The 18,750-nt window shown below is 74.3% G+C and carries 16 protein-coding genes; 12 read left to right on the plus strand and 4 right to left on the minus strand.

The features are described 5' to 3' along the window. The first annotated feature begins 229 nt into the window (after positions 1 to 229). The 3 genes from IE109_RS30365 (at position 230) to IE109_RS30375 (ending at position 3,428) form a co-directional block, all read left to right on the plus strand. Positions 230 to 1,075 carry a GNAT family N-acetyltransferase gene (locus tag IE109_RS30365; RefSeq protein WP_189554580.1) on the plus strand — a complete coding sequence of 282 codons (846 nt, stop codon included), beginning with the start codon at positions 230 to 232 and terminating at the stop codon, positions 1,073 to 1,075. Positions 1,076 to 1,107: 32 nt separating this feature from the next. Further along, on the plus strand, positions 1,108 to 1,665 hold the full coding sequence (locus tag IE109_RS30370) for a GNAT family N-acetyltransferase (RefSeq protein ID WP_189554581.1): 558 nt from the start codon (positions 1,108 to 1,110) through the stop codon (positions 1,663 to 1,665). Between the two features lie 68 nt (positions 1,666 to 1,733). Next, positions 1,734 to 3,428 carry a proline--tRNA ligase gene (locus IE109_RS30375; RefSeq protein ID WP_189554582.1) on the plus strand — a complete coding sequence of 565 codons (1,695 nt, stop codon included), beginning with the start codon at positions 1,734 to 1,736 and terminating at the stop codon, positions 3,426 to 3,428. A gap of 168 nt (positions 3,429 to 3,596) precedes the next feature. Here the strand turns inward: IE109_RS30375 and IE109_RS30380 are convergent, their stop codons facing one another. The 4 genes from IE109_RS30380 to IE109_RS30395 all read right to left on the minus strand — a co-directional run bounded on the left by IE109_RS30380 (position 3,597) and on the right by IE109_RS30395 (position 6,732). After that, a complete protein-coding gene (locus IE109_RS30380; protein WP_189554583.1) occupies positions 3,597 to 4,553 on the minus strand; it encodes a slipin family protein in 957 nt (318 codons plus the stop codon). A gap of 74 nt (positions 4,554 to 4,627) precedes the next feature. Next, positions 4,628 to 5,581, minus strand: coding sequence for an aminoglycoside phosphotransferase family protein (locus tag IE109_RS30385; protein ID WP_189554584.1), 954 nt, complete (start codon positions 5,579 to 5,581; stop codon positions 4,628 to 4,630). A 102-nt stretch (positions 5,582 to 5,683) separates the two neighbouring features. Further along, positions 5,684 to 6,112, minus strand: a complete 429-nt coding sequence (locus IE109_RS30390; protein ID WP_189554585.1) for a ferritin-like domain-containing protein — start codon at positions 6,110 to 6,112, stop codon at positions 5,684 to 5,686. Next, positions 6,109 to 6,732: a hypothetical protein gene (locus IE109_RS30395; protein ID WP_189554586.1), complete on the minus strand. Its 624-nt coding sequence runs from the start codon at positions 6,730 to 6,732 to the stop codon at positions 6,109 to 6,111. The genes IE109_RS30390 and IE109_RS30395 overlap by 4 nt, the downstream gene beginning before the upstream one ends. A gap of 165 nt (positions 6,733 to 6,897) precedes the next feature. On the opposite strand from IE109_RS30395, the gene rimP reads away from it, so the two are divergent. From rimP to IE109_RS30440, 9 genes are all read left to right on the plus strand, one after another. Further along, entirely contained in the window at positions 6,898 to 7,395 is a 498-nt protein-coding gene (gene rimP, locus IE109_RS30400; protein ID WP_189554587.1) for a ribosome maturation factor RimP, read from the plus strand. A 2-nt stretch (positions 7,396 to 7,397) separates the two neighbouring features. Then, complete coding sequence (gene nusA / locus IE109_RS30405; protein WP_189554588.1) at positions 7,398 to 8,402, plus strand: transcription termination factor NusA; 1,005 nt, start codon at positions 7,398 to 7,400, stop codon at positions 8,400 to 8,402. A gap of 131 nt (positions 8,403 to 8,533) precedes the next feature. Continuing rightward, positions 8,534 to 8,812: a YlxR family protein gene (locus tag IE109_RS30410; protein WP_189554589.1), complete on the plus strand. Its 279-nt coding sequence runs from the start codon at positions 8,534 to 8,536 to the stop codon at positions 8,810 to 8,812. Positions 8,813 to 8,960: 148 nt separating this feature from the next. Beyond that, positions 8,961 to 12,083 carry a translation initiation factor IF-2 gene (infB, locus tag IE109_RS30415; protein ID WP_189554590.1) on the plus strand — a complete coding sequence of 1,041 codons (3,123 nt, stop codon included), beginning with the start codon at positions 8,961 to 8,963 and terminating at the stop codon, positions 12,081 to 12,083. A 139-nt stretch (positions 12,084 to 12,222) separates the two neighbouring features. Next, positions 12,223 to 12,516 (plus strand): DUF503 domain-containing protein, encoded by a 294-nt coding sequence (locus tag IE109_RS30420; protein WP_189554591.1) that lies wholly within the window; start codon positions 12,223 to 12,225, stop codon positions 12,514 to 12,516. 51 nt (positions 12,517 to 12,567) lie between these two features. Then, positions 12,568 to 13,020, plus strand: coding sequence for a 30S ribosome-binding factor RbfA (rbfA, locus tag IE109_RS30425; RefSeq protein ID WP_189554592.1), 453 nt, complete (start codon positions 12,568 to 12,570; stop codon positions 13,018 to 13,020). Beyond that, positions 13,017 to 13,916, plus strand: coding sequence for a tRNA pseudouridine(55) synthase TruB (gene truB / locus IE109_RS30430; RefSeq protein WP_189554593.1), 900 nt, complete (start codon positions 13,017 to 13,019; stop codon positions 13,914 to 13,916). Before rbfA ends, truB begins: the two co-directional genes overlap by 4 nt. Positions 13,917 to 14,142: 226 nt before the next feature. Continuing rightward, positions 14,143 to 17,748 carry a trypsin-like peptidase domain-containing protein gene (locus IE109_RS30435; protein ID WP_229891745.1) on the plus strand — a complete coding sequence of 1,202 codons (3,606 nt, stop codon included), beginning with the start codon at positions 14,143 to 14,145 and terminating at the stop codon, positions 17,746 to 17,748. A gap of 42 nt (positions 17,749 to 17,790) precedes the next feature. Then, complete coding sequence (locus IE109_RS30440) at positions 17,791 to 18,735, plus strand: bifunctional riboflavin kinase/FAD synthetase (protein WP_189554594.1); 945 nt, start codon at positions 17,791 to 17,793, stop codon at positions 18,733 to 18,735. Positions 18,736 to 18,750: the final 15 nt, after the last annotated feature.

The raw sequence follows: 18,750 nt of genomic DNA on the forward strand, positions 1-18,750 counted from the left end.
GGAGCAGATGGAGAAGGACGGCGTGATGTCCGGAGAGCCCGCCGTCACCGTCAGCTGACCCCGGGAGACGAGCCCGGAGGGGCCCCGCCGGGAGGCCCCGGCCGACCGGCCGCGACGGGGGTGCGGCGGCACCGTCGGGGCGGGGGCGCCGGGGCCGGGTCCTGCCGTTGCCCCTGCGGCGCCGGGTACAGTGCCAGGACCCGTATGGAACGCATGGTGAGGCCCCCTCGTGTTGACGCAGACCACCACCCGGGTCCTCGAGCCCAGCGACCTCGGCGCCGCGCTCGCCGTACTCGAGAGCGAGCCCGTCGCCAACGCGTTCGTCACCTCCCGCGTGCAGGTCGCGGGGCTCGACCCGTGGCGCCTCGGCGGCGAGATGTGGGGCTGGTACGCGGACGGGCGACTGCGCTCGCTCTGCTACTCCGGCGCCAACCTCGTCCCGATCTGCGCCACGCCCGAAGCCGTCCGCGGCTTCGCCGACCGTGCCCGCCGGGCCGGCCGGCGCTGTTCGTCGATCGTCGGCCCCGCGGAGCCCACCGCCCAGCTGTGGCGGCTCCTCGAACCGAACTGGGGCCCCGCCCGGGACGTCCGCGCCCACCAGCCGCTGATGGTCACCGACCGGCCGTCCCCGGACGTCGAGCCCGACCCGCGCGTCCGCCGCGTCCGCAAGGACGAGATGGACGTGATCATGCCGGCGTGCGTGGCGATGTTCACCGAGGAGGTCGGCGTCTCGCCGATGGCCGGTGACGGCGGCCTGCTCTACCAGGCCCGCGTCGCCGAGCTCGTCGGCGCCGGCCGCTCGTTCGCCCGTGTCGAGGACGGCAAGGTCGTCTTCAAGGCGGAGATCGGCGCGGCCACCTCCCAGGCATGCCAGATCCAGGGCGTCTGGGTGGCCCCCGAGTACCGGGGCCGCGGCCTGTCCGAGGCGGGCATGGCCGCCGTGCTGCGCTACGCCCTCGACGACATCGCGCCGGTCGTCTCGCTGTACGTCAACGACTACAACCTCCCGGCCAGGGCCGCGTACCGCCGCGTCGGCTTCGAGGAGGTCGGCGCCTTCATGAGCGTGCTCTTCTGACCCGCTCGGAGGCGCTTGTATGGTTCGGTCGCATGGATGACGTCGTGATCGGGCCGGTCGACCTCGCCGCACGCGTGGACGCCGCCCTCGCCGTACAGGCCGTCGCCTTCGGGCTGAGCGACGACGAGGTCGCGGTCCGGCGCCACATCGTGCTGCGCCACCTCCAGAGCCCGGGCGCCCGCGCCTGGGGCGCGACGACCCCGGCCGGGCGGCTGGTGGGCTTCGTGTACGGAATGCCCAACGACCGCACCCACTGGTGGTCGACGGTCGTCCAGCCCTACCTCGTCCGCGAGGGCAACGGCGCCTGGCTCGACGACTCCTTCGTGATCACCGAGCTCCACGTCCACCCCGACTTCCAGGGCCGGGGGATCGGGCGGGAGCTGATCACCACCATCACGGACGCCGCCGATGAGCCGCGCTCCATCCTGTCCGCCATCGACGTGGAGAACCCGGCCCGGTTCCTCTACCGCTCCCTCGGGTACACCGACCTGGCCCGCCGGGTCCACTTCCCGAGCGCCGCGAAGCCGTACGCGGTGATGGGCGCGCCGCTGCCGCTGCCGCGCCGGGAGGGGCGGCCCGGGCGGAACTGATTTCCGCCAGCACCCGCCACGCGGCTAACCTCCTAGCCATCACACTTTTCACCGCAGGAGAGTTCCCCATGGCCCAGGTCCAGCGCATGTCCCGGTTGATGGTCAAGACACTGCGCGACGACCCGGCGGACGCCGAGACGCTCAGCCACAAGCTGCTCGTCCGCGCCGGTTACGTCCGCCGCAACGCCGCGGGCATCTGGTCCTGGCTGCCGCTGGGCATGAAGGTGCTGGAGAACGTCTCCCGCGTGGTGCGCGAGGAGATGGACGCGATCGGCGCGCAGGAGGTGCTGCTGCCGGCGCTGCTGCCCAAGGAGCCCTACGAGGCGACGGGCCGCTGGGAGGAGTACGGCGCCGAGCTGTTCCGCCTCAAGGACCGCAAGGGCGCCGACTACCTCCTCGGCCCCACCCACGAGGAGATCTTCACCCAGCTGGTCAAGGACCAGTGCACGTCCTACAAGGACCTGCCGGTGATCCTCTACCAGATCCAGACGAAGTACCGCGACGAGGCGCGTCCCCGTTCCGGCATCCTGCGCGGCCGCGAGTTCCAGATGAAGGACTCGTACTCCTTCGACACCACGGACGAGGGCCTGGCCGAGTCGTACGCGCTGCACCGCCAGGCGTACATCAAGATCTTCGACCGGCTCGGTCTTCGGCACAAGATCGTCTCGGCGGTCTCGGGCGCCATGGGCGGCTCGGCCTCCGAGGAGTTCCTGGCCCCGGCCGCCGCCGGCGAGGACACCTTCGTCTACTGCCCGAACTGCGACTACGCCGCCAACACCGAGGCCGTCACGTTCAAGCAGCAGCCGGAGGACCCGGGCGCGCACGGGCCGGTGGAGGAGCTGGACACCCCCGACACGCCGACCATCGAGACGCTGGCCGCGCACCTGGGCGTCCCGGCCTCCCACACGCTGAAGAACCTGCTGGTCAAGGTGGACGGCGAGATCGTCGCCGTCGGCGTGCCCGGCGACCGCGAGGTGGACCTGGGCAAGCTGGAGGACCACCTGGCCCCGGCCACCGTCGAGATGGTCACCGCCGAGGACTTCGAGGGCCGTGAGGACCTCGTGCGCGGCTACGTCGGCCCGCAGGGCCTCGACAAGGTCCGGTACATCGCCGACCCGCGCGTCTCGCCCGGCACGGCCTGGATCACCGGCGCCAACAAGCCCGGCACCCACGCGAAGAACGTCGTCGCAGGCCGGGACTTCGAGGTCGACCAGTACCTGGACGTCGTCGTGGTGGAGGAGGGCGACCCCTGCCCGCTCTGCGGCGGCGACCTGAAGATCGACCGCGCGATCGAGATCGGCCACATCTTCCAGCTCGGCCGCAAGTACGCGGACGCGTTCCAGCTCGACGTCCTGGGCCAGAACGGCAAGCCCGTCCGCGTCACCATGGGGTCGTACGGCATCGGCGTCTCCCGCGCCGTCGCGGCCCTGGCCGAGCAGCACGCCGACGAGCAGGGCCTGTGCTGGCCCCGCGAGATCGCCCCGGCCGACGTCCACGTCGTCGCGGCGGGCAAGGCGCTCCAGACCGAGCTGGCGCTGGACGTGTCGGAGCGGCTGAAGGCGGCCGGCCTGCGGGTCCTGGTCGACGACCGGGCCGGTGTGTCGCCGGGCGTGAAGTTCACGGACGCCGAGCTCATCGGCGTACCGAAGATCCTCGTCGCCGGCCGCCGCTCGGGCGAGGGCGTCCTGGAGCTCAAGGACCGCCGCACCGGCGAGCGCGAGGAGCTGACGGTCGACGAGGCGATCGCCCGCCTCACCGCCTGACGCCCCCGGGGCTCCGCCCCCGGGCCGGGCCTGCCCCCGTGCCCCGCTCCGGGCCGTCGCCCCCGGTGGTGGGCGGTCGTCCCGCTGGGGCGGGACGGGTGGTCACAACGGGACGGGGCGGTGCCCTTTCGGCGGTGACCCCCGGGGTGGGGGTCCCGCCCCGCGAGGTCAGATGCAGCCCGCCGTACCCGCGTCGTCGTCCCGTACGTGGGGCGTCGGCGCCGGTTCGCGTACCGGCGGCTCGGGGACCGGCTCCGGCGACCGCGCGGCGCGGGACGTGTCGAGCGGATCGTGCAGGTGCGGGTCGTGGACGTGCAGCGCCGGCGGGTGGGGGGCCGGCTGCTGCCGGTCCACCGGGGGTGGGCTCTGCGCGGCCCGCTCCAGGAAGCGCAGCAGTTCCACAGGGAACGGCAGCACCAGCGTGGAGTTCTTCTCGGCGGCGACCGCGACGATGGTCTGGAGCAGCCGCAGCTGGAGCGCGGACGGGGTCTCCGACATCACACCCGCCGCCTCGGCCAGCTTCTTCGACGCCTGGAGTTCGGCGTCCGCGTTGATGACCCGGGCCCGCCGCTCGCGGTCGGCCTCGGCCTGGCGGGCCATCGACCGCTTCATCGTCTCCGGCAGGGAGACGTCCTTGATCTCGACCCGGTCGATGGTCACCCCCCACTCGACGGCCGGGTTGTCGATCATCAGCTCCAGCCCCTGGTTGAGCTGCTCCCGGTTGGAGAGCAGGTCGTCCAGGTCGCTCTTGCCGATGATCGAACGCAGGGAGGTCTGGGCGATCTGCGAGACCGCGAACCGGTAGTCCTCGACCCGGATGATCGCCGCCGCCGCGTCCACGACCTTGAAGTAGATGACCGCGTCGACCCTCACGGTGACGTTGTCACGGGTGATGCCGTCCTGGGCGGGCACCGGCATGGTCACGATCTGCATGTTCACCTTGTGCAGGCGGTCGATGAACGGGACCACCATGGTGAACCCGGGTCCCCGGACGCCGCTGCGGAGCCGCCCGAAGCGCAGGACCACGCCCTTCTCGTACTGCTTGACGACCCTGGCGGCCGCCGCCACGTACACCACGGCGGCCGAACCCGTGGCCGCCGCCGCTGCCAGCACTTCCTCGACCATGACGGCCCTCCCGTCCGAGCGGGTGGTACGGGTGCGTTATGCCCAATATCGCACCTATAGGGCCATTCGGGGAGTCAGAGCCAGCCGGCGAACTCCAGCAGCAGCTCCCCGTCCTGCCGCCGCCCCGCCGCCAGGGCCCGCGTCCCCGACTCCACGGCCCGGAACAGCGTCCAGCCCCGCAGCCGCTCGCGGTCCACATCCAGGGAGTCGGCCAGCTTGTTCACCCGGCGGCGCCCCGACGTGGCGCCCGAGGCCGCCGCCACGAGGTCCTCGACCCGGTCGCGGACCAGCCGCGCCAGGTCGTACGCCCGTTCGCCCACCAGGGGCTCGGGGCCGACCGCCAGCCAGGGCGCCCGGTCCCCGGCGAGCACCTTGCCCTGCCGGAAGTTCCCGTGCAGCAGCAGCTCCTCGGGGGCGTCCGCCACCAGTGCGTCCCTGGCGTCCAGGGCGGCGGACACCAGGGCGGCCGTCTCGTCGTCCTTCGCCGCCCGCATGGCCCCCGCCTGACGCGCGGTCCGCTCGGCGACCGACTCGAAGCGGTGGCCCTCCGGCGGGGCCACCCACAGCCGCCGTACGGTGCCGGCCGCCTCCAGCAGAGCCTTGGCCTCCGGCAGAGACCGCAGGCTGACCTCCGTGTGCAGCCGCTCCAGCAACAGCCCCGCCCCGGCCGCGTCCGTCGCGACGGCCTCCGCACCCGCCGCGTCCGCGGCCCCGGCCTCCGGCCCGGCCGCGTCCAGCAGCTGGACCGTTCCCCAGCCGTTCCAGTGGGCCAGCGCCGCCCGCTCCAGGTCCGGCGCGGCGAACGGCGGCGCCACCTTCAGCGCGCCCGGGGTGCCGTCCGGCAGACGCACCAGGGCGACGAGGCTGCTGCGGCCACCGGGGGCGACCACCCTTTCGACGTCCAGGTGCCGCAGGCCGACCGCCCGCCGGGCGACCTCCGGAAGCCGGGCGAGCCAGTCGCCCGCGGCCGCGTCCCCGTACGTCTCGCCGAGGGCCCGCACCAGTCGCTGCGGTGGTTCAAAACCCATGCGTGCGTCGTTCCCTCTCGAAGCCGGGTCCTCGGTCCTTGTGCTCGCGTTCCGCCGCGCCACCGGCACGTGCGGGCGCCGCCGTCGGTCCTGCGGCGCGGCTCAGCCGCCCGATCGCTCGGCGAGCCCAGGAAAGGCTACGCCGCTGCCCCGCCACCGCACGGCCCGGACCGCCGCCTCCCGCAGCGCGCTCGCCGCCTCCCGGCGCAGCGGCCCCTCCGCGGCCCGTACGAGGTCGGAGTACACGCCCGCGACCCGGTCCTCCAGCTCGGAGGCCAGCCGGACGGCCGCCGCCGCGTCCGGCACCGGGAACGGCAGCGCGTAGGCGGCGGCGGACGCGGCGGGCCTGCCGCCCAGGTCGCGCACCGCGCGGGCCAGCGCGTCCCGCCGGGCCCGGTGCGCGGCGTACGCGGCGGTCGCCTCCGCCGCCCGGTCGCGGCCGATCCGGCCGCCGACGACCCCGTACCCGTACACGGCCGCGTGCTCGGCGGCCAGCGCCGCCTGGGCGGCCTCCAGAGCGGCCTCGCTCATGACGGGGTCCCTTCGGCGGTCAGCAGGTACGCGTGCGCGGCCGCGGCGGCGGCGACGGACGCCAGGAGCCGCGCGAGCTCGGGCGGGGCGGTGAGCAGGGCGGCGGCGTGCGCGTCGGCGGTCCCGCGTGCCGCTGCGGCCAGCTCGGCGACCGCGACACCGGGGTCGGCGGGCACCGTGCCCACCGGAACCGCCGGGGTGCCCGACGCGACGCCGGCACCCGGCGCCACCGGAGCGCCCGGCGCCCCCGCCCGAGCCGGGGCGTCCGGCGCGGTGGGGACGCCCGGGGTGGCGGGGGCGCTCGGGACGGGCGAGGCGGGCGGGGCGCCCGGGGGTGCCAGCGCGGCGACGTGGGCCGCCACCGCCGCCCGCAGCGGGGCCAGCCGGGCGGCCAGCGGGGGGTGCACGGTGAGGACCTCGTCGTACCGGACCAGCAGCGTCGCGCTGGTCGAGGCCGACCGGCGCCGCAGGGCCGCCTCCGCCCGCGCGGCTTGTTCGGCCGTCCGGGTGGCCGGCGTGCCACCCGGGCCGCCGGCCGTGCACGCGCCGAGCGCACCGGCCGCCGCCACCGCGCCCGTGGCGATGAGCGCGTGTCTGCGTGTCGTTCCCGTACGCCTCACGCGTCACTCCCTCAGCAGCCGGACCAGCAGGACCCGAAGATCACCGCAGGCGAGCGTACCTGCGGCTCGTCACGAGGTGGACGGCAACACCCCTCGCGACCGGATACCCTTTGATCTGACACGCGACGATCCCACAACAGCACACGCGGCCGAGGAGTCACCCGGATGAGCACCACCCAGAGCGAAAGGCTGCGCGGGCTGCTGGAACCGCTGGTCAGCGCGCAGGACCTGGACCTCGAGGAGATCGAGGTGTCCCGGGCGGGCCGGCGGCGGATGCTGAGGATCATCGTCGACTCGGACGAGGGCGTGGAACTCGACACCTGCGCCGAGCTGAGCCGCGCCATCTCCGACAAGCTCGACGAGACGGACGCGATGGGCGACGAGGAGTACGTCCTCGAAGTCAGCTCGCCGGGCGCGGACCGTCCGCTGACCGAGCACCGCCACTACGTACGCGCCACCGGCCGCCTGGTGAAGCTCCAGCTGCGCGAGACGGGCGAGCTGGTGGCCCGCATCCTCTCCGTGGACGACGAGGGCCTCGATCTCGAGGTGCCGGGCGTGAAGGGGCGCAAGCCCACCGCCCGCCGCGTCGCGTTCCCGGACATCGCGAAGGCACGCGTGGAGATCGAGTTCAACCGCAAGGACAAGAAGGAAGAGGAGGCGTAGCCGTGGACATCGACGTGAAGCTCCTGAGGGGCTTGGCACAGGAGAAGGAGATCGCCTTCGACCTGTTGGTCGAGGCCATCGAGTCGGCCCTCCTCATCGCCTACCACCGCACCGAGGGAGCCCGCCGTCACGCCCGTGTCGTGCTGGACCGGCAGACCGGTCATGTGACGGTGTGGGCGAAGGAGGACCCGGCGGACCTGGAGGAGGGGCAGGAGCCCAAGGAGTTCGACGACACGCCGTCGGACTTCGGCCGGATCGCGGCGAGCACCGCCCGCCAGGTCATCCAGCAGCGTCTGCGGGACGCCGAGAACGACGTCACCTTCGGCGAGTACGCCCGCCGCGAGGGCGACATCGTCGCCGGCATGGTGCAGCAGGGCAAGGACCCCAAGAACGTCCTGGTGAGGCTGGACGACAAGCTGGAGGCCATCCTGCCGGTGCAGGAGCAGGTGCCCGGCGAGGAGTACACGCACGGGCTGCGCCTGCGCACGTACGTCGTCCGCGTCGCCAAGGGGGTGCGCGGCCCGTCGGTCACCCTGTCGCGCACGCACCCCAATCTGGTGAAGAAGCTCTTCGCGCTGGAGGTCCCGGAGATCGCCGACGGGTCCGTCGAGATCGCCGCGATCGCCCGTGAGGCCGGCCACCGCACCAAGATCGCGGTCCGGTCCACCCGCTCGGGTCTGAACGCCAAGGGTGCCTGCATCGGCCCGATGGGCAGCCGGGTGCGCAACGTGATGGCCGAGCTCCTCGGTGAGAAGATCGACATCGTCGACTGGTCGGACGACCCGGCCGAGATGGTGGCGAACGCCCTGTCCCCGGCCCGCGTCTCCAAGGTCGAGGTCGTCGACCTCGGCGCCAGGTCCGCCCGGGTGACCGTGCCGGACTACCAGCTGTCGCTGGCGATCGGCAAGGAGGGGCAGAACGCCCGCCTGGCCGCCCGTCTGACCGGCTGGCGCATCGACATCCGCCCGGACACCGAGCAGCAGCAGCCCGCGGCGGACCAGGACTGACACGCGTTCCCCGGCCCCGGCCGGGGAATAGAACCCGTCGTCGTCACGTTGTGCGATGGCGAGATCACGACAACAACCGTTCGATTTTTGCCCCGATGGGGTGAGGTCGGTGCGGGGAGGTAGACTTAACCGTGTCTGGCCGGACGCACGCCCGCGCCTGCCCTGAGCGAACCTGTGTGGGATGCCGGGAGCGAGCGGCCAGGCGCGATCTGCTGCGCATCGTGTTGATCAAGGGCGAGTGCGCCCCCGATCCACGCGGTACGCTGCCCGGCCGGGGTGCTTACGTGCATCCCGCCTCGGTCTGTCTCGACCTGGCGGTCCGCCGCCGGGCGTTCCCGAGGGCCTTCAGGGTCCAGGGACCGCTCGACGCCGCGGACGTCCGCCGGTACGTCGAGCAGTCCGCACCGTAAGAAGAAGTACGGCACGGAACACCGTGCGGTCAGGTACCTCGCGAGTTGGAAGTAGGTCGAGATTGCGATGAGCACTCGATGAGTACGCGATGAGTACGCCCATGAAGTAGCGACGGTCCGGCGGTAACCCGGACCTAAAAGGAGCGATGTGGCTAAGGTCCGGGTATACGAACTCGCCAAGGAGTTCGGTGTGGAGAGCAAGGTCGTCATGGCCAAGCTCCAGGAACTCGGTGAATTCGTCCGTTCGGCGTCTTCGACCATCGAAGCGCCGGTTGTACGCAAGCTGACCGACGCGCTGCAGGGTCCCGGCGGCAACGCCGGCAAGTCCGCAGCGAAGCCCGGCGCGCCCCGCAAGGCCGCGCCCGCCAAGCCCTCTCCCGCGGCGTCGAGCCGTCCGGGAGGCACCCCCGCCCCGTCCGCGCCCTCCCAGGCGCAGGCGGCACGTCCCGCCGCCCCGAAGCCCGGTGCTCCCGCGCCGAGGCCCGCGGCGGCCGAGAAGCCCGCGGCGGCGGAGAAGCCGGCCACGCCGGCCTCCGGCCCGCGTCCCACCCCGGGTCCGAAGCCCGCGGCGGCGCCCAAGCCGGCGCCCGCCTCGCCGGCTCCGGCGAACCCGGAGTTCACCGCGCCCCCGTCGGCCCCGGCCGCCGGTCCCCGGTCCGGTGCCACCCCCGGTCCCCGTCCCGCCGGCCGCCCGCAGGGCGAGCGCGGTCAGGGCGGCGAGCGCGGCGGCCGCCCCGGCGGCGCCCAGCGTCCCGGTGGCGAGCGTCAGGCGCCCCGTCCCGGTGCCCCGCGTCCCGCGGGTCCGCGCCCGGGCAACAACCCGTTCACCTCTGGTGGCTCCACCGGCATGGCGCGCCCGCAGGCGCCCCGTCCGGGCGGCGCCCCGCGTCCCGGTGGCCCCGGTGCCCCGGGCGGCCCGCGTCCGCAGGGCGCCGGCCAGGGCGGTCCCCGTCCGCAGGCCGGTCCCGGTGGACCGCGCCCCACTCCCGGCGGCATGCCGCGTCCCCAGGCTCCGCGCCCGGGTGGCGGCCCCGCCGGTAACCGCCCGAACCCGGGCATGATGCCGCAGCGTCCGGCTGCCGGTCCCCGCCCCGGCGGTGGCCCCGGCGGCGGTGGCCGCGGTCCCGGTGGCGGCCCCGGCCGTCCCGGTGGCGCCGGTCGTCCCGGCGGCGGCTTCGCCGGTCGTCCGGCCGGTCCCGGCGGCGGTGGCGGCGGCTTCGCCGGCCGTCCCGGTGGCGGCGGTGGCGGCGGCGGTCGTCCCGGTGGTCCCGGTGGCGGTGGCGGCGGCTTCGGCGGTCGTCCCGGCTTCGGTGGCCGTCCCGGCGGTCCCGGTGGCCGTGGTGGCACGCAGGGCGCCTTCGGCCGTCCCGGCGGCCCGGCGCGTCGTGGCCGCAAGTCGAAGCGGCAGAGGCGCCAGGAGTACGAGGCCATGCAGGCCCCGTCGGTCGGCGGCGTGATGCTGCCTCGCGGCAACGGCGAGACCGTTCGCCTGTCGCGCGGTGCGTCCCTCACCGACTTCGCGGAGAAGATCAACGCCAACCCGGCGTCGCTCGTCGCGGTCATGATGAACCTCGGCGAGATGGTCACCGCCACGCAGTCCGTCTCCGACGAGACGCTGCAGCTGCTCGGCGACGAGATGAACTACCAGGTTCAGATCGTCAGCCCCGAGGAGGAGGACCGCGAGCTGCTCGAGTCCTTCGACCTCGAGTGGGGCGAGGACGAGGGCGGCGAGGAGTACCTCGTGTCCCGTCCGCCGGTCGTGACCGTCATGGGTCACGTCGACCACGGTAAGACCCGACTGCTGGACGCGATCCGCAAGACGAACGTCGTCGCGGGCGAGGCCGGCGGTATCACGCAGCACATCGGTGCGTACCAGGTCGCCACCGAGGTCAACGGCGAGGACCGCAAGATCACCTTCATCGACACCCCGGGTCACGAGGCGTTCACCGCCATGCGTGCCCGTGGTGCGAAGTCCACCGACATCGCGATCCTCGTGGTCGCGGCCAATGACGGTGTGATGCCCCAGACGATCGAGGCGCTGAACCACGCCAAGGCGGCCGACGTGCCGATCGTGGTCGCGGTCAACAAGATCGACGTCGAGGGTGCCGACCCGGTCAAGGTGCGCGGTCAGCTGACCGAGTACGGCCTGGTGGCCGAGGAGTACGGCGGCGACACCATGTTCGTCGACATCTCCGCCAAGCAGGGTCTGCACATCGACTCGCTGCTGGAGGCCGTGATCCTCACGGCCGACGCCTCGCTCGACCTGCGGGCCAACCCGGAGCAGGACGCGCAGGGTATTGCCATCGAGGCCCACCTGGACAAGGGCCGCGGCGCCGTCGCGACCGTCCTGGTCCAGCGAGGCACGCTGCGGGTCGGCGACACGATGGTCGCGGGCGACGCCTACGGCCGTGTCCGCGCCATGCTCGACGACAAGGGCGAGAACGTGGAAGAGGCGGGTCCCTCGACCCCGGTCCTCGTCCTCGGTCTCACCAACGTCCCGGGCGCCGGCGACAACTTCCTGGTGGTCGACGAGGACCGTACGGCCCGTCAGATCGCCGAGAAGCGTGCCGCCCGTGAGCGCAACGCCGCGTTCGCCAAGCGCGTGCGCCGCGTCTCCCTCGAGGACCTGGACAAGGTGCTCAAGGCCGGCGAGATCCAGCAGCTCAACCTCATCATCAAGGGTGACGCTTCCGGTTCCGTCGAGGCGCTCGAGTCGTCGCTGCTCCAGCTGGACGTCGGCGAAGAGGTCGACATCCGGGTCCTGCACCGCGGTGTCGGTGCGGTCACGGAGTCGGACATCGACCTGGCGATGGGCTCCGACGCCATCGTCATCGGCTTCAACGTCCGCGCGGCCGGCCGTGCCGCGCAGATGGCGGAGCGCGAGGGTGTCGACGTCCGGTACTACTCGGTGATCTACCAGGCCATCGAGGAGATCGAGGCAGCCCTCAAGGGCATGCTCAAGCCGGAGTACGAAGAGGTCGAGCTCGGCACGGCGGAGATCCGCGAGGTCTTCCGCTCGTCCAAGCTGGGCAACATCGCCGGTGTCCTCATCCGCTCCGGCGAGGTGCGACGCAACACCAAGGCGCGCCTCATCCGCGACGGCAAGGTCATCGCGGAGAACCTCAACATCGAGGGTCTGCGTCGCTTCAAGGACGACGTCACCGAGATCCGCGAAGGCTTCGAGGGTGGTATCAACCTCGGAAACTTCAACGACATCAAGGTCGACGACGTCATCGCGACGTACGAGATGCGCGAGAAGCCGCGCGGCTGATCCCAGCCACGGCAGCCGGGGCCGGTCGGCGGAAGTATTTCCGTCGATCGGCCCCGGCCGTTCCGTGTACGGTTCTTGGTGTCCCTGCCAAGCGGTTGGCGGGGCACTGACCCCGAACCGGCGGGACATCCGGGCACACATGTATGTGGGGACTCTGTCCTTCGACCTGCTCCTCGGCGACGTACGGTCGCTGAAGGAGAAGCGCTCCGTCGTCCGCCCGATCATCGCGGAGCTGCAACGCAAGTTCGCGGTGAGCGTGGCGGAGACCGGCTCCCAGAACCTCCACCGCCGGGCCGGAATCGGCCTCGCGGTGGTGTCCGGGGACGTCGGGCACCTGACGGACGTGCTGGACCGGTGCGAGCGCCTGGTCGCGGGCCGGCCCGAGGTGGAGCTGCTGTCGGTACGCCGGCGCATGCACACCGATGAAGACTGAACGTGCCGCATCGCGGTACGACGAACGTAGGACGAAAGAGGAGAAGGACCGGTGGCCGACAACGCGCGGGCCCGCAAGCTGGCCGATCGCATCCAGGTCGTGGTCGCGGAGACCCTGGACCGGCGTATCAAGGATCCGCGACTGGGCTTCGTGACCATCACGGACGCCCGGGTCACCGGTGACCTGCGGGAGGCCACGGTCTTCTACACGGTCTACGGCGACGAGGAGGAGCGGGCGGCGTCCGCGGCGGCACTGGAGTCCGCCAAGGGCGTCCTGCGCTCCGAGGTGGGCCGGCAGACCGGTGTCCGCTTCACGCCGAGCCTGACCTTCGTCCCCGACGCGCTGCCGGACAACGCCCGCACCATCGAGGACCTCCTCCACAAGGCCCGGGCCAAGGACGCGGAGGTCCGCGAGGTGTCCACCGGCAAGACGTACGCCGGCGAGGCCGACCCGTACCGCAAGCCGGAGGACGAGGACCAGGACGAGGACGCAGCCTCCGAATGACACAGCACACCAGGACGCCCGACGGGCTTGTCATCGTCGACAAGCCGTCGGGCTTCACTTCGCACGACGTCGTCGCCAAGATGCGCGGGATCGCCAGGACCCGCCGCGTCGGACACGCGGGGACGCTCGACCCGATGGCGACCGGCGTGCTGGTCCTCGGCGTCGAGAAGGCCACCAAGCTCCTCGGTCACCTCGCACTGACCGAGAAGGAGTACCTGGGCACCGTCCGGCTCGGGCAGAACACCGTCACCGACGACGCGGAGGGCGAGATCACCTCGTCCACCGACGCCTCCCGGGTCACCCGCGAGGCCGTCGACGGCGAGGTCGCCAAGCTGACCGGCGCCATCATGCAGGTGCCGTCCAAGGTCAGCGCCATCAAGATCGACGGCAAGCGGTCGTACGCGCGCGTGCGGGGCGGCGAGGAGTTCGACATCCCGGCCCGCCCGGTGACGGTGTCGTCCTTCCAGGTGTACGACATGCGCGACGCCGTCGCGGAGGACGGCACGCCCGTCGTGGACCTGGTCGTCTCGGTGGTCTGCTCCTCCGGCACGTACATCCGCGCCCTCGCCCGCGACATCGGCGCCGGACTCGGCGTCGGCGGCCACCTCACGGCCCTGCGGCGCACCCGCGTCGGCCCGTACAAGCTGGACGCGGCCCGCACCCTGGACCAGCTCCAGGAGGACCTCAGCGTCATGCCGGTCGCCGACGCCGCGGCCGCCGCGTTCCCCCGCTGGGACGTGGACGAGCGGCGGGCGAAACTGCTGCTGAACGGCGTACGGCTGGACATGCCGGCGTACGGCGCGTCCCCGGTGGCCGTCTTCGGCCCGGAGGGCCGGTTCCTGGCGCTGGTGGAGGAGAAGAACGGCAAGGCGAAGAGCCTCGCCGTCTTCGGCTGACCCGGCCCGCGCGCCCCGGAGGGTGGGACCCGCCCACCGTGGAGCGGGCGGCGGGCGCCCCGGCGCCGGCGGCCCGCTCCACGATCCCCCTCTTCGTGGGTCTATCCGTCCGGCGGCCCGAATTCACCCGGTTGGCCAGGCGCTCGGAGTGAACGACGGGAGCACTCGGGGGCGCTTTCCCGTCACGTCCTTCACCCGGTGATCAACACCGTCCTACCGTCGAACCATGGAACGCGGGGAACGGGCGACGCTGGTGCGGATCTGTGATCCGGCGGGCACCACCCGCGGGATCGGCTTCGTCGCCGACGCCGAGGGCACGGTGCTGACCAGCCACGAAGCGGTGGACGGACTCGTACGGGTCATGGTGCGCGCACCCGGGGAGGGGGAGGGGCGCGCCTGGATCGCCGAGGGCGACGCCATCACCCCGCTGCCCGGGGCCGACCTGGCACTCGTGCGCACCGAGGGCCTGGGCGTGGCCCCGCTGCCCGTCGCGGCCCGGCAGCGCGTCGAGGCCGGGACGTACGTACGGATCGCCGCGCGCGGCTGGCGCGAGGCGCGGGTGCTCGGCACCGCCCCGGTCACCTACACCGCGTCCGACCGGTTCCACCTGCTCGGTGACGTGCTGGAGCTCGCCATCGGGACCGAGGGCCGCGAGGCGCTACGGCTCGGCGGCGAAGCCGCGGGCGGCCCCGTCCTGGACGCCTCGACCGGCGCGGTGCTGGGCGTGCTCGGTACCGCCCTGCACGCCGGGCACCGGGCGGCCGGGCTCGCCGTACCGCTCGCGCGGATCGCCGCCGCCGCGCCCGACGGCCCGCTGGCCGCCCTGCTGCGGCGCAACGCCGCCACCGTCCCGGCGTACGGCGACGACCTCAACCTCGCCGGCGCCCTCCGCCTCACCGCCATGACGCGCGCCACCCCCGGCGGGTCCGGCACCTGCCCCGACCCGGTGGAACGGCGCGCCGTGGCCCGGGAGCTCGACGCGTTCACCGCGTCGGACGCCACGGTGTTCGCCCTCGTCGGCGACCCGGGCAGCGGCCGGACCACCGAACTGCGCGCCCTCACCGCCCGCCGCGAGCACGCCGCCGCGCCCGCCCCCACCCTCTGGCTGCGCGGCGCCGACCTGCGCGCCGACGACACCTCCCTGGCCGACGCCGCCGCGAGGGCGCTGCGGCACGCCGGGCGCGTCGTGGCCTGCTCGGGCGGGCCCGCCGACCCGGGCACCGCCACACCCGCGCGAGTGGCCCGGCTCGCCCGGGACGGGGGACGTCCCCTGCTGGTCGTCCTCGACGCCCCCGAGGAGATGCCGCCCGTCCTGACGCACCGGCTCACCGCGTGGACCGCCGGCACCGTGGGCTGGCTCCGCGCCCACGGCGCCCGGCTCGTCGTCGCCTGCCGGCCCGAGTACTGGGAGCGGGCGGGCGCGCTCCACCCCGCCGGGACGCTGTACCGGCCCGGGCGGCCCGCCTGGCGGCTGCCGGACGCCCTCCGGGTCGGCGACCTGTCCGGGCGCGAGGCCGCACGGGCGCGCGAACGGTACGGGCTGCCCGGCGACGCCCTCGCGGCGGACGACGCCCGGCACCCGCTGGCGCTGCGGCTCCTCGCCGAGGTGCGCGAAACCCTCCCCGGGGACGTACCGGGGCGGCCGGGCCGGCACGAGGTGTTCGCCGCCCACCTGGACCTGATGTGCCTGCGCGTCGCCGGCCGGATCGCCGCCGCGGACCGGCCCGCCCCCCGAGCCGGCGCGGTACGGCGGCTCGCCGCCCGGGTGGCGGGGCGCGTCCACGAGGCGGCGCGGCACTGCCTGGGCCCCGGGCAGGGGCAACTGGACCGTGAGGCGTTCGGGGAGCTGTTCCCCTGGACCACCGGCTGGGCCGCCGCCGTCCTGACGGAGGGCCTGCTCGTCCCCGCGGGCGCCGGCTACCGGTTCGCCCACGAGGAGGTCGGCGACTGGATCCAGGGCGGGCACCTGGACCTGGACGCGGCGCTCGACGCGCTGGTCCACGGCGACGCCCCCGCGGACCTGCCCGTACCACGCCACCGGATCGGGCCGGTCGTCCAGGCGCTGCTGCTCCTGGACCGGGTCCGGGGACCGGCCGCGGCGGCCCGGCGGCTGACGGCCCTGGTCGCCGCACTGGACCGGCCCGCCGGCGCCGAGGCCGCCTGGTGGGGAGCCCGCCTGCTGGGGGAGACGCTGCTCCGGGTGCCGGACGTACGGCCCTACCTGGGCGTGCTGCGGCTGCTCGCGGAACGCCTCACCGCCGCCTCGGGCGCCCGCGGGGCGCACGACGCGTTCGGCCCCTGGTTCTGGGAACGGCTCCGTATCGGCGAGGACGACCGCGTCGACCTGCTGCGTCGCCTGGTGCCCGCGGACGGGGCCCCCGGGACCGGGGACGTGCCGCGCTTCCTGGACGCCGTCGCCGTACGGCTGGCGGCCGACCCCCGGGGCGTACAGCCCCTGCTGTGCCGCTGGTTCACCGACGAGCGGCCGCTGCCCGCCCGGCCCGGCGCCCTGATGCGGCCCACCGTCGCCGGTGCCGCGCAGGCCCTGCTGTACGCCCACCGGGACCTGGCCGTCGACGACCTGTGCGAGGCGCTCGTCACCACCGCGCACCCGCGCGCCGACGAACTGCTCGCCGCCCTCGCCGAGGACGAGCCGGCCGCGCTGTGCCGGGCCGTCGACCGGTGGGCGCACGACGACACCCGGCCCGGCCGGCGCCTGGCCGCCGCCGCGTACGGCCGGCTGCTCGCCGCCCGGGTCACCGCCCAGGCCGACCGCGAGCACCTGCGGTACGCCGCCCTCGCGCTCCTCGCCCGCCCCGACGGCCGAACGCCGCGCGGAGCGGCACTCGGCATCCTCGTACGCGACCCGCACAGCAGGCCCCGGTACCTCCGCGAGGCCCTGGCCGCGTTCCGCGCGGCCGACCCCGGGGTGCCACCGGACGCGCTGGCCGCGGCCCTGCGCACCCACCCCGAGCCGGTCCTCGCCGCGCTGCGCGCCCGGCTCCTGGACGGCGGCCCCGACGCCGGCGCCGTACTGGCGGAGCTCGCCCTGGTCCGCACGCCCGCGCTCGCCCGCCGCGCCGCCGAGCTGGTCCGTGCCTACGTCCACCGCCATCCCGAGGGCGCCGGCCACGCCGCGGCGTACGTCGACCGGCGCCTGGAGCAGGGCCCGGCCGCCCGTGCGGTGCTCTTCCCGCTGGTCGGCGAACTGCTGCGGGGCTCCCCCGAGGAGGTCCGCAGCGCCCTGGCCCCGGTCCTCGCGGCACCCGGCACGCGCGCGTCGCGCCCGCTGCGGGACGAACTCCTCGACGTGCTCCTGGAGCACGAGCGGCACGGGCGGTACGAGGGCGGCGACCCCGCCGTGCTCGACGCCCTGCTGCGGGCGGCCGCCCTCGGGGCCGGCCGGCGGCCCGGGGCACGCACCCGTGAGCTGGTCCACCGCGTCGGGCTGCTGTTCGTCCGTACCCCCGAGGGCGCCACCTGCTTCGACCGGAGCCTCGTGGAGCTCGCCCGGGAGGTGCCGGGGTTCGCGGACCTGGTCGCGGGGTGGCTGCGGCGGGCACCGGCGGACTGGGCGTTCGTCGTCGGCCCCAGCACCCGCCGGACGGTGGAGAACCTGGTCGCGGGGCGGGGCGCCGGCCCGGGCGCCCCGCCGGCCGGGGAGCCGCGCGTCGGGCCGGCCGTCGAGGTGGGCGTGCGGCTGGACGTGGAGCCGGCCGTCGAGGTGGGCGTGCGGCTGGACGTGGAGCCGGGCGGCACCCCGCCCGGTCCGGGCCATCCGATGCCGATGCGGGCCGGAAGCCGTGGGCATGGCAGTCTTAGACCTGCGTAATCGGTCAATGACGTACACGGGTTCGGGCGAGGAGCGGTCACAGTGCAGCGCTGGCGTGGCTTGGAGGACATCCCCCAGGACTGGGGGCGCAGCGTCGTCACCATCGGCTCCTACGACGGGGTGCACCGCGGACACCAGCTGATCATCGGCCGGGCGGTGGAGCGGGCGCGTGAGCTCGGCGTCCCGTCGGTCGTCGTCACCTTCGACCCGCACCCCTCCGAGGTCGTCCGGCCCGGCAGCCACCCGCCGCTGCTCGCCCCGCACCACCGGCGCGCCGAACTGATGGCCGAGCTGGGCGTCGACGCGGTGCTCGTCCTGCCGTTCACCGCCGAGTTCTCCCAGCTGTCGCCGGCCGACTTCATCGTGAAGGTCCTCGTCGACAAGCTGCACGCGCGCGCCGTCATCGAGGGCCCGAACTTCCGCTTCGGCCACAGGGCGAGCGGGAACGTGGACTTCCTGCGCGAGACGGGTGCGACGTACGACTACGAGGTCGAGGTCGTCGACCTGTACGTGCGCGGCGAGGCCGGCGGCGGTGAGCCGTTCTCCTCGACCCTGACGCGGCGCCTGGTCGCCGAGGGCGACGTCGAGGGCGCCGCCGAGATCCTGGGGCGCCCGCACCGTGTCGAGGGCGTCGTCGTGCGCGGCGCCCAGCGTGGCCGTGAGCTCGGCTACCCGACGGCGAACGTCGAGACCCTGCCGCACACGGCCATCCCGGCGGACGGCGTCTACGCCGGCTGGCTCACGGCGGCGGGGGAGCGGATGCCGGCCGCCATCTCCGTCGGCACCAACCCGCAGTTCGACGGCACGGAGCGGACGGTCGAGGCGTACGCCATCGACCGGATCGGCCTGGACCTGTACGGGCTGCATGTGGCGGTCGACTTCCTGGCGTACGTCCGGGGGCAGGAGAAGTTCGCGTCCGTCGAAGCGCTGCTGGAGGCGATCGGCGCGGACGTGCAGCGCTGCCGCGAGCTCACCTCCGGCCGGTAGGCCGCCCCCGCGGGG

It is taken from the genome of Streptomyces lavendofoliae (assembly GCF_014649735.1).
Lineage (GTDB): Bacteria > Actinomycetota > Actinomycetes > Streptomycetales > Streptomycetaceae > Streptomyces > Streptomyces lavendofoliae.

What these genes read in the sequence shown, in the direction of transcription:
- IE109_RS30375 (WP_189554582.1), top strand. Translation starts at nt 1,734, where the DNA reads ATGGCCCAGGTCCAGCGCATGTCCCGGTTGATGGTCAAGACACTGCGC.
- IE109_RS30420 (WP_189554591.1), top strand. Translation starts at nt 12,223, where the DNA reads ATGTATGTGGGGACTCTGTCCTTCGACCTGCTCCTCGGCGACGTACGG.
- IE109_RS30435 (WP_229891745.1), top strand. Translation starts at nt 14,143, where the DNA reads ATGGAACGCGGGGAACGGGCGACGCTGGTGCGGATCTGTGATCCGGCG.
- IE109_RS30390 (WP_189554585.1), bottom strand. Translation starts at nt 6,112, where the DNA reads ATGAGCGAGGCCGCTCTGGAGGCCGCCCAGGCGGCGCTGGCCGCCGAG.
- rimP (WP_189554587.1), top strand. Translation starts at nt 6,898, where the DNA reads ATGAGCACCACCCAGAGCGAAAGGCTGCGCGGGCTGCTGGAACCGCTG.
- IE109_RS30385 (WP_189554584.1), bottom strand. Translation starts at nt 5,581, where the DNA reads ATGGGTTTTGAACCACCGCAGCGACTGGTGCGGGCCCTCGGCGAGACG.
- truB (WP_189554593.1), top strand. Translation starts at nt 13,017, where the DNA reads ATGACACAGCACACCAGGACGCCCGACGGGCTTGTCATCGTCGACAAG.
- IE109_RS30380 (WP_189554583.1), bottom strand. Translation starts at nt 4,553, where the DNA reads ATGGTCGAGGAAGTGCTGGCAGCGGCGGCGGCCACGGGTTCGGCCGCC.
- IE109_RS30370 (WP_189554581.1), top strand. Translation starts at nt 1,108, where the DNA reads ATGGATGACGTCGTGATCGGGCCGGTCGACCTCGCCGCACGCGTGGAC.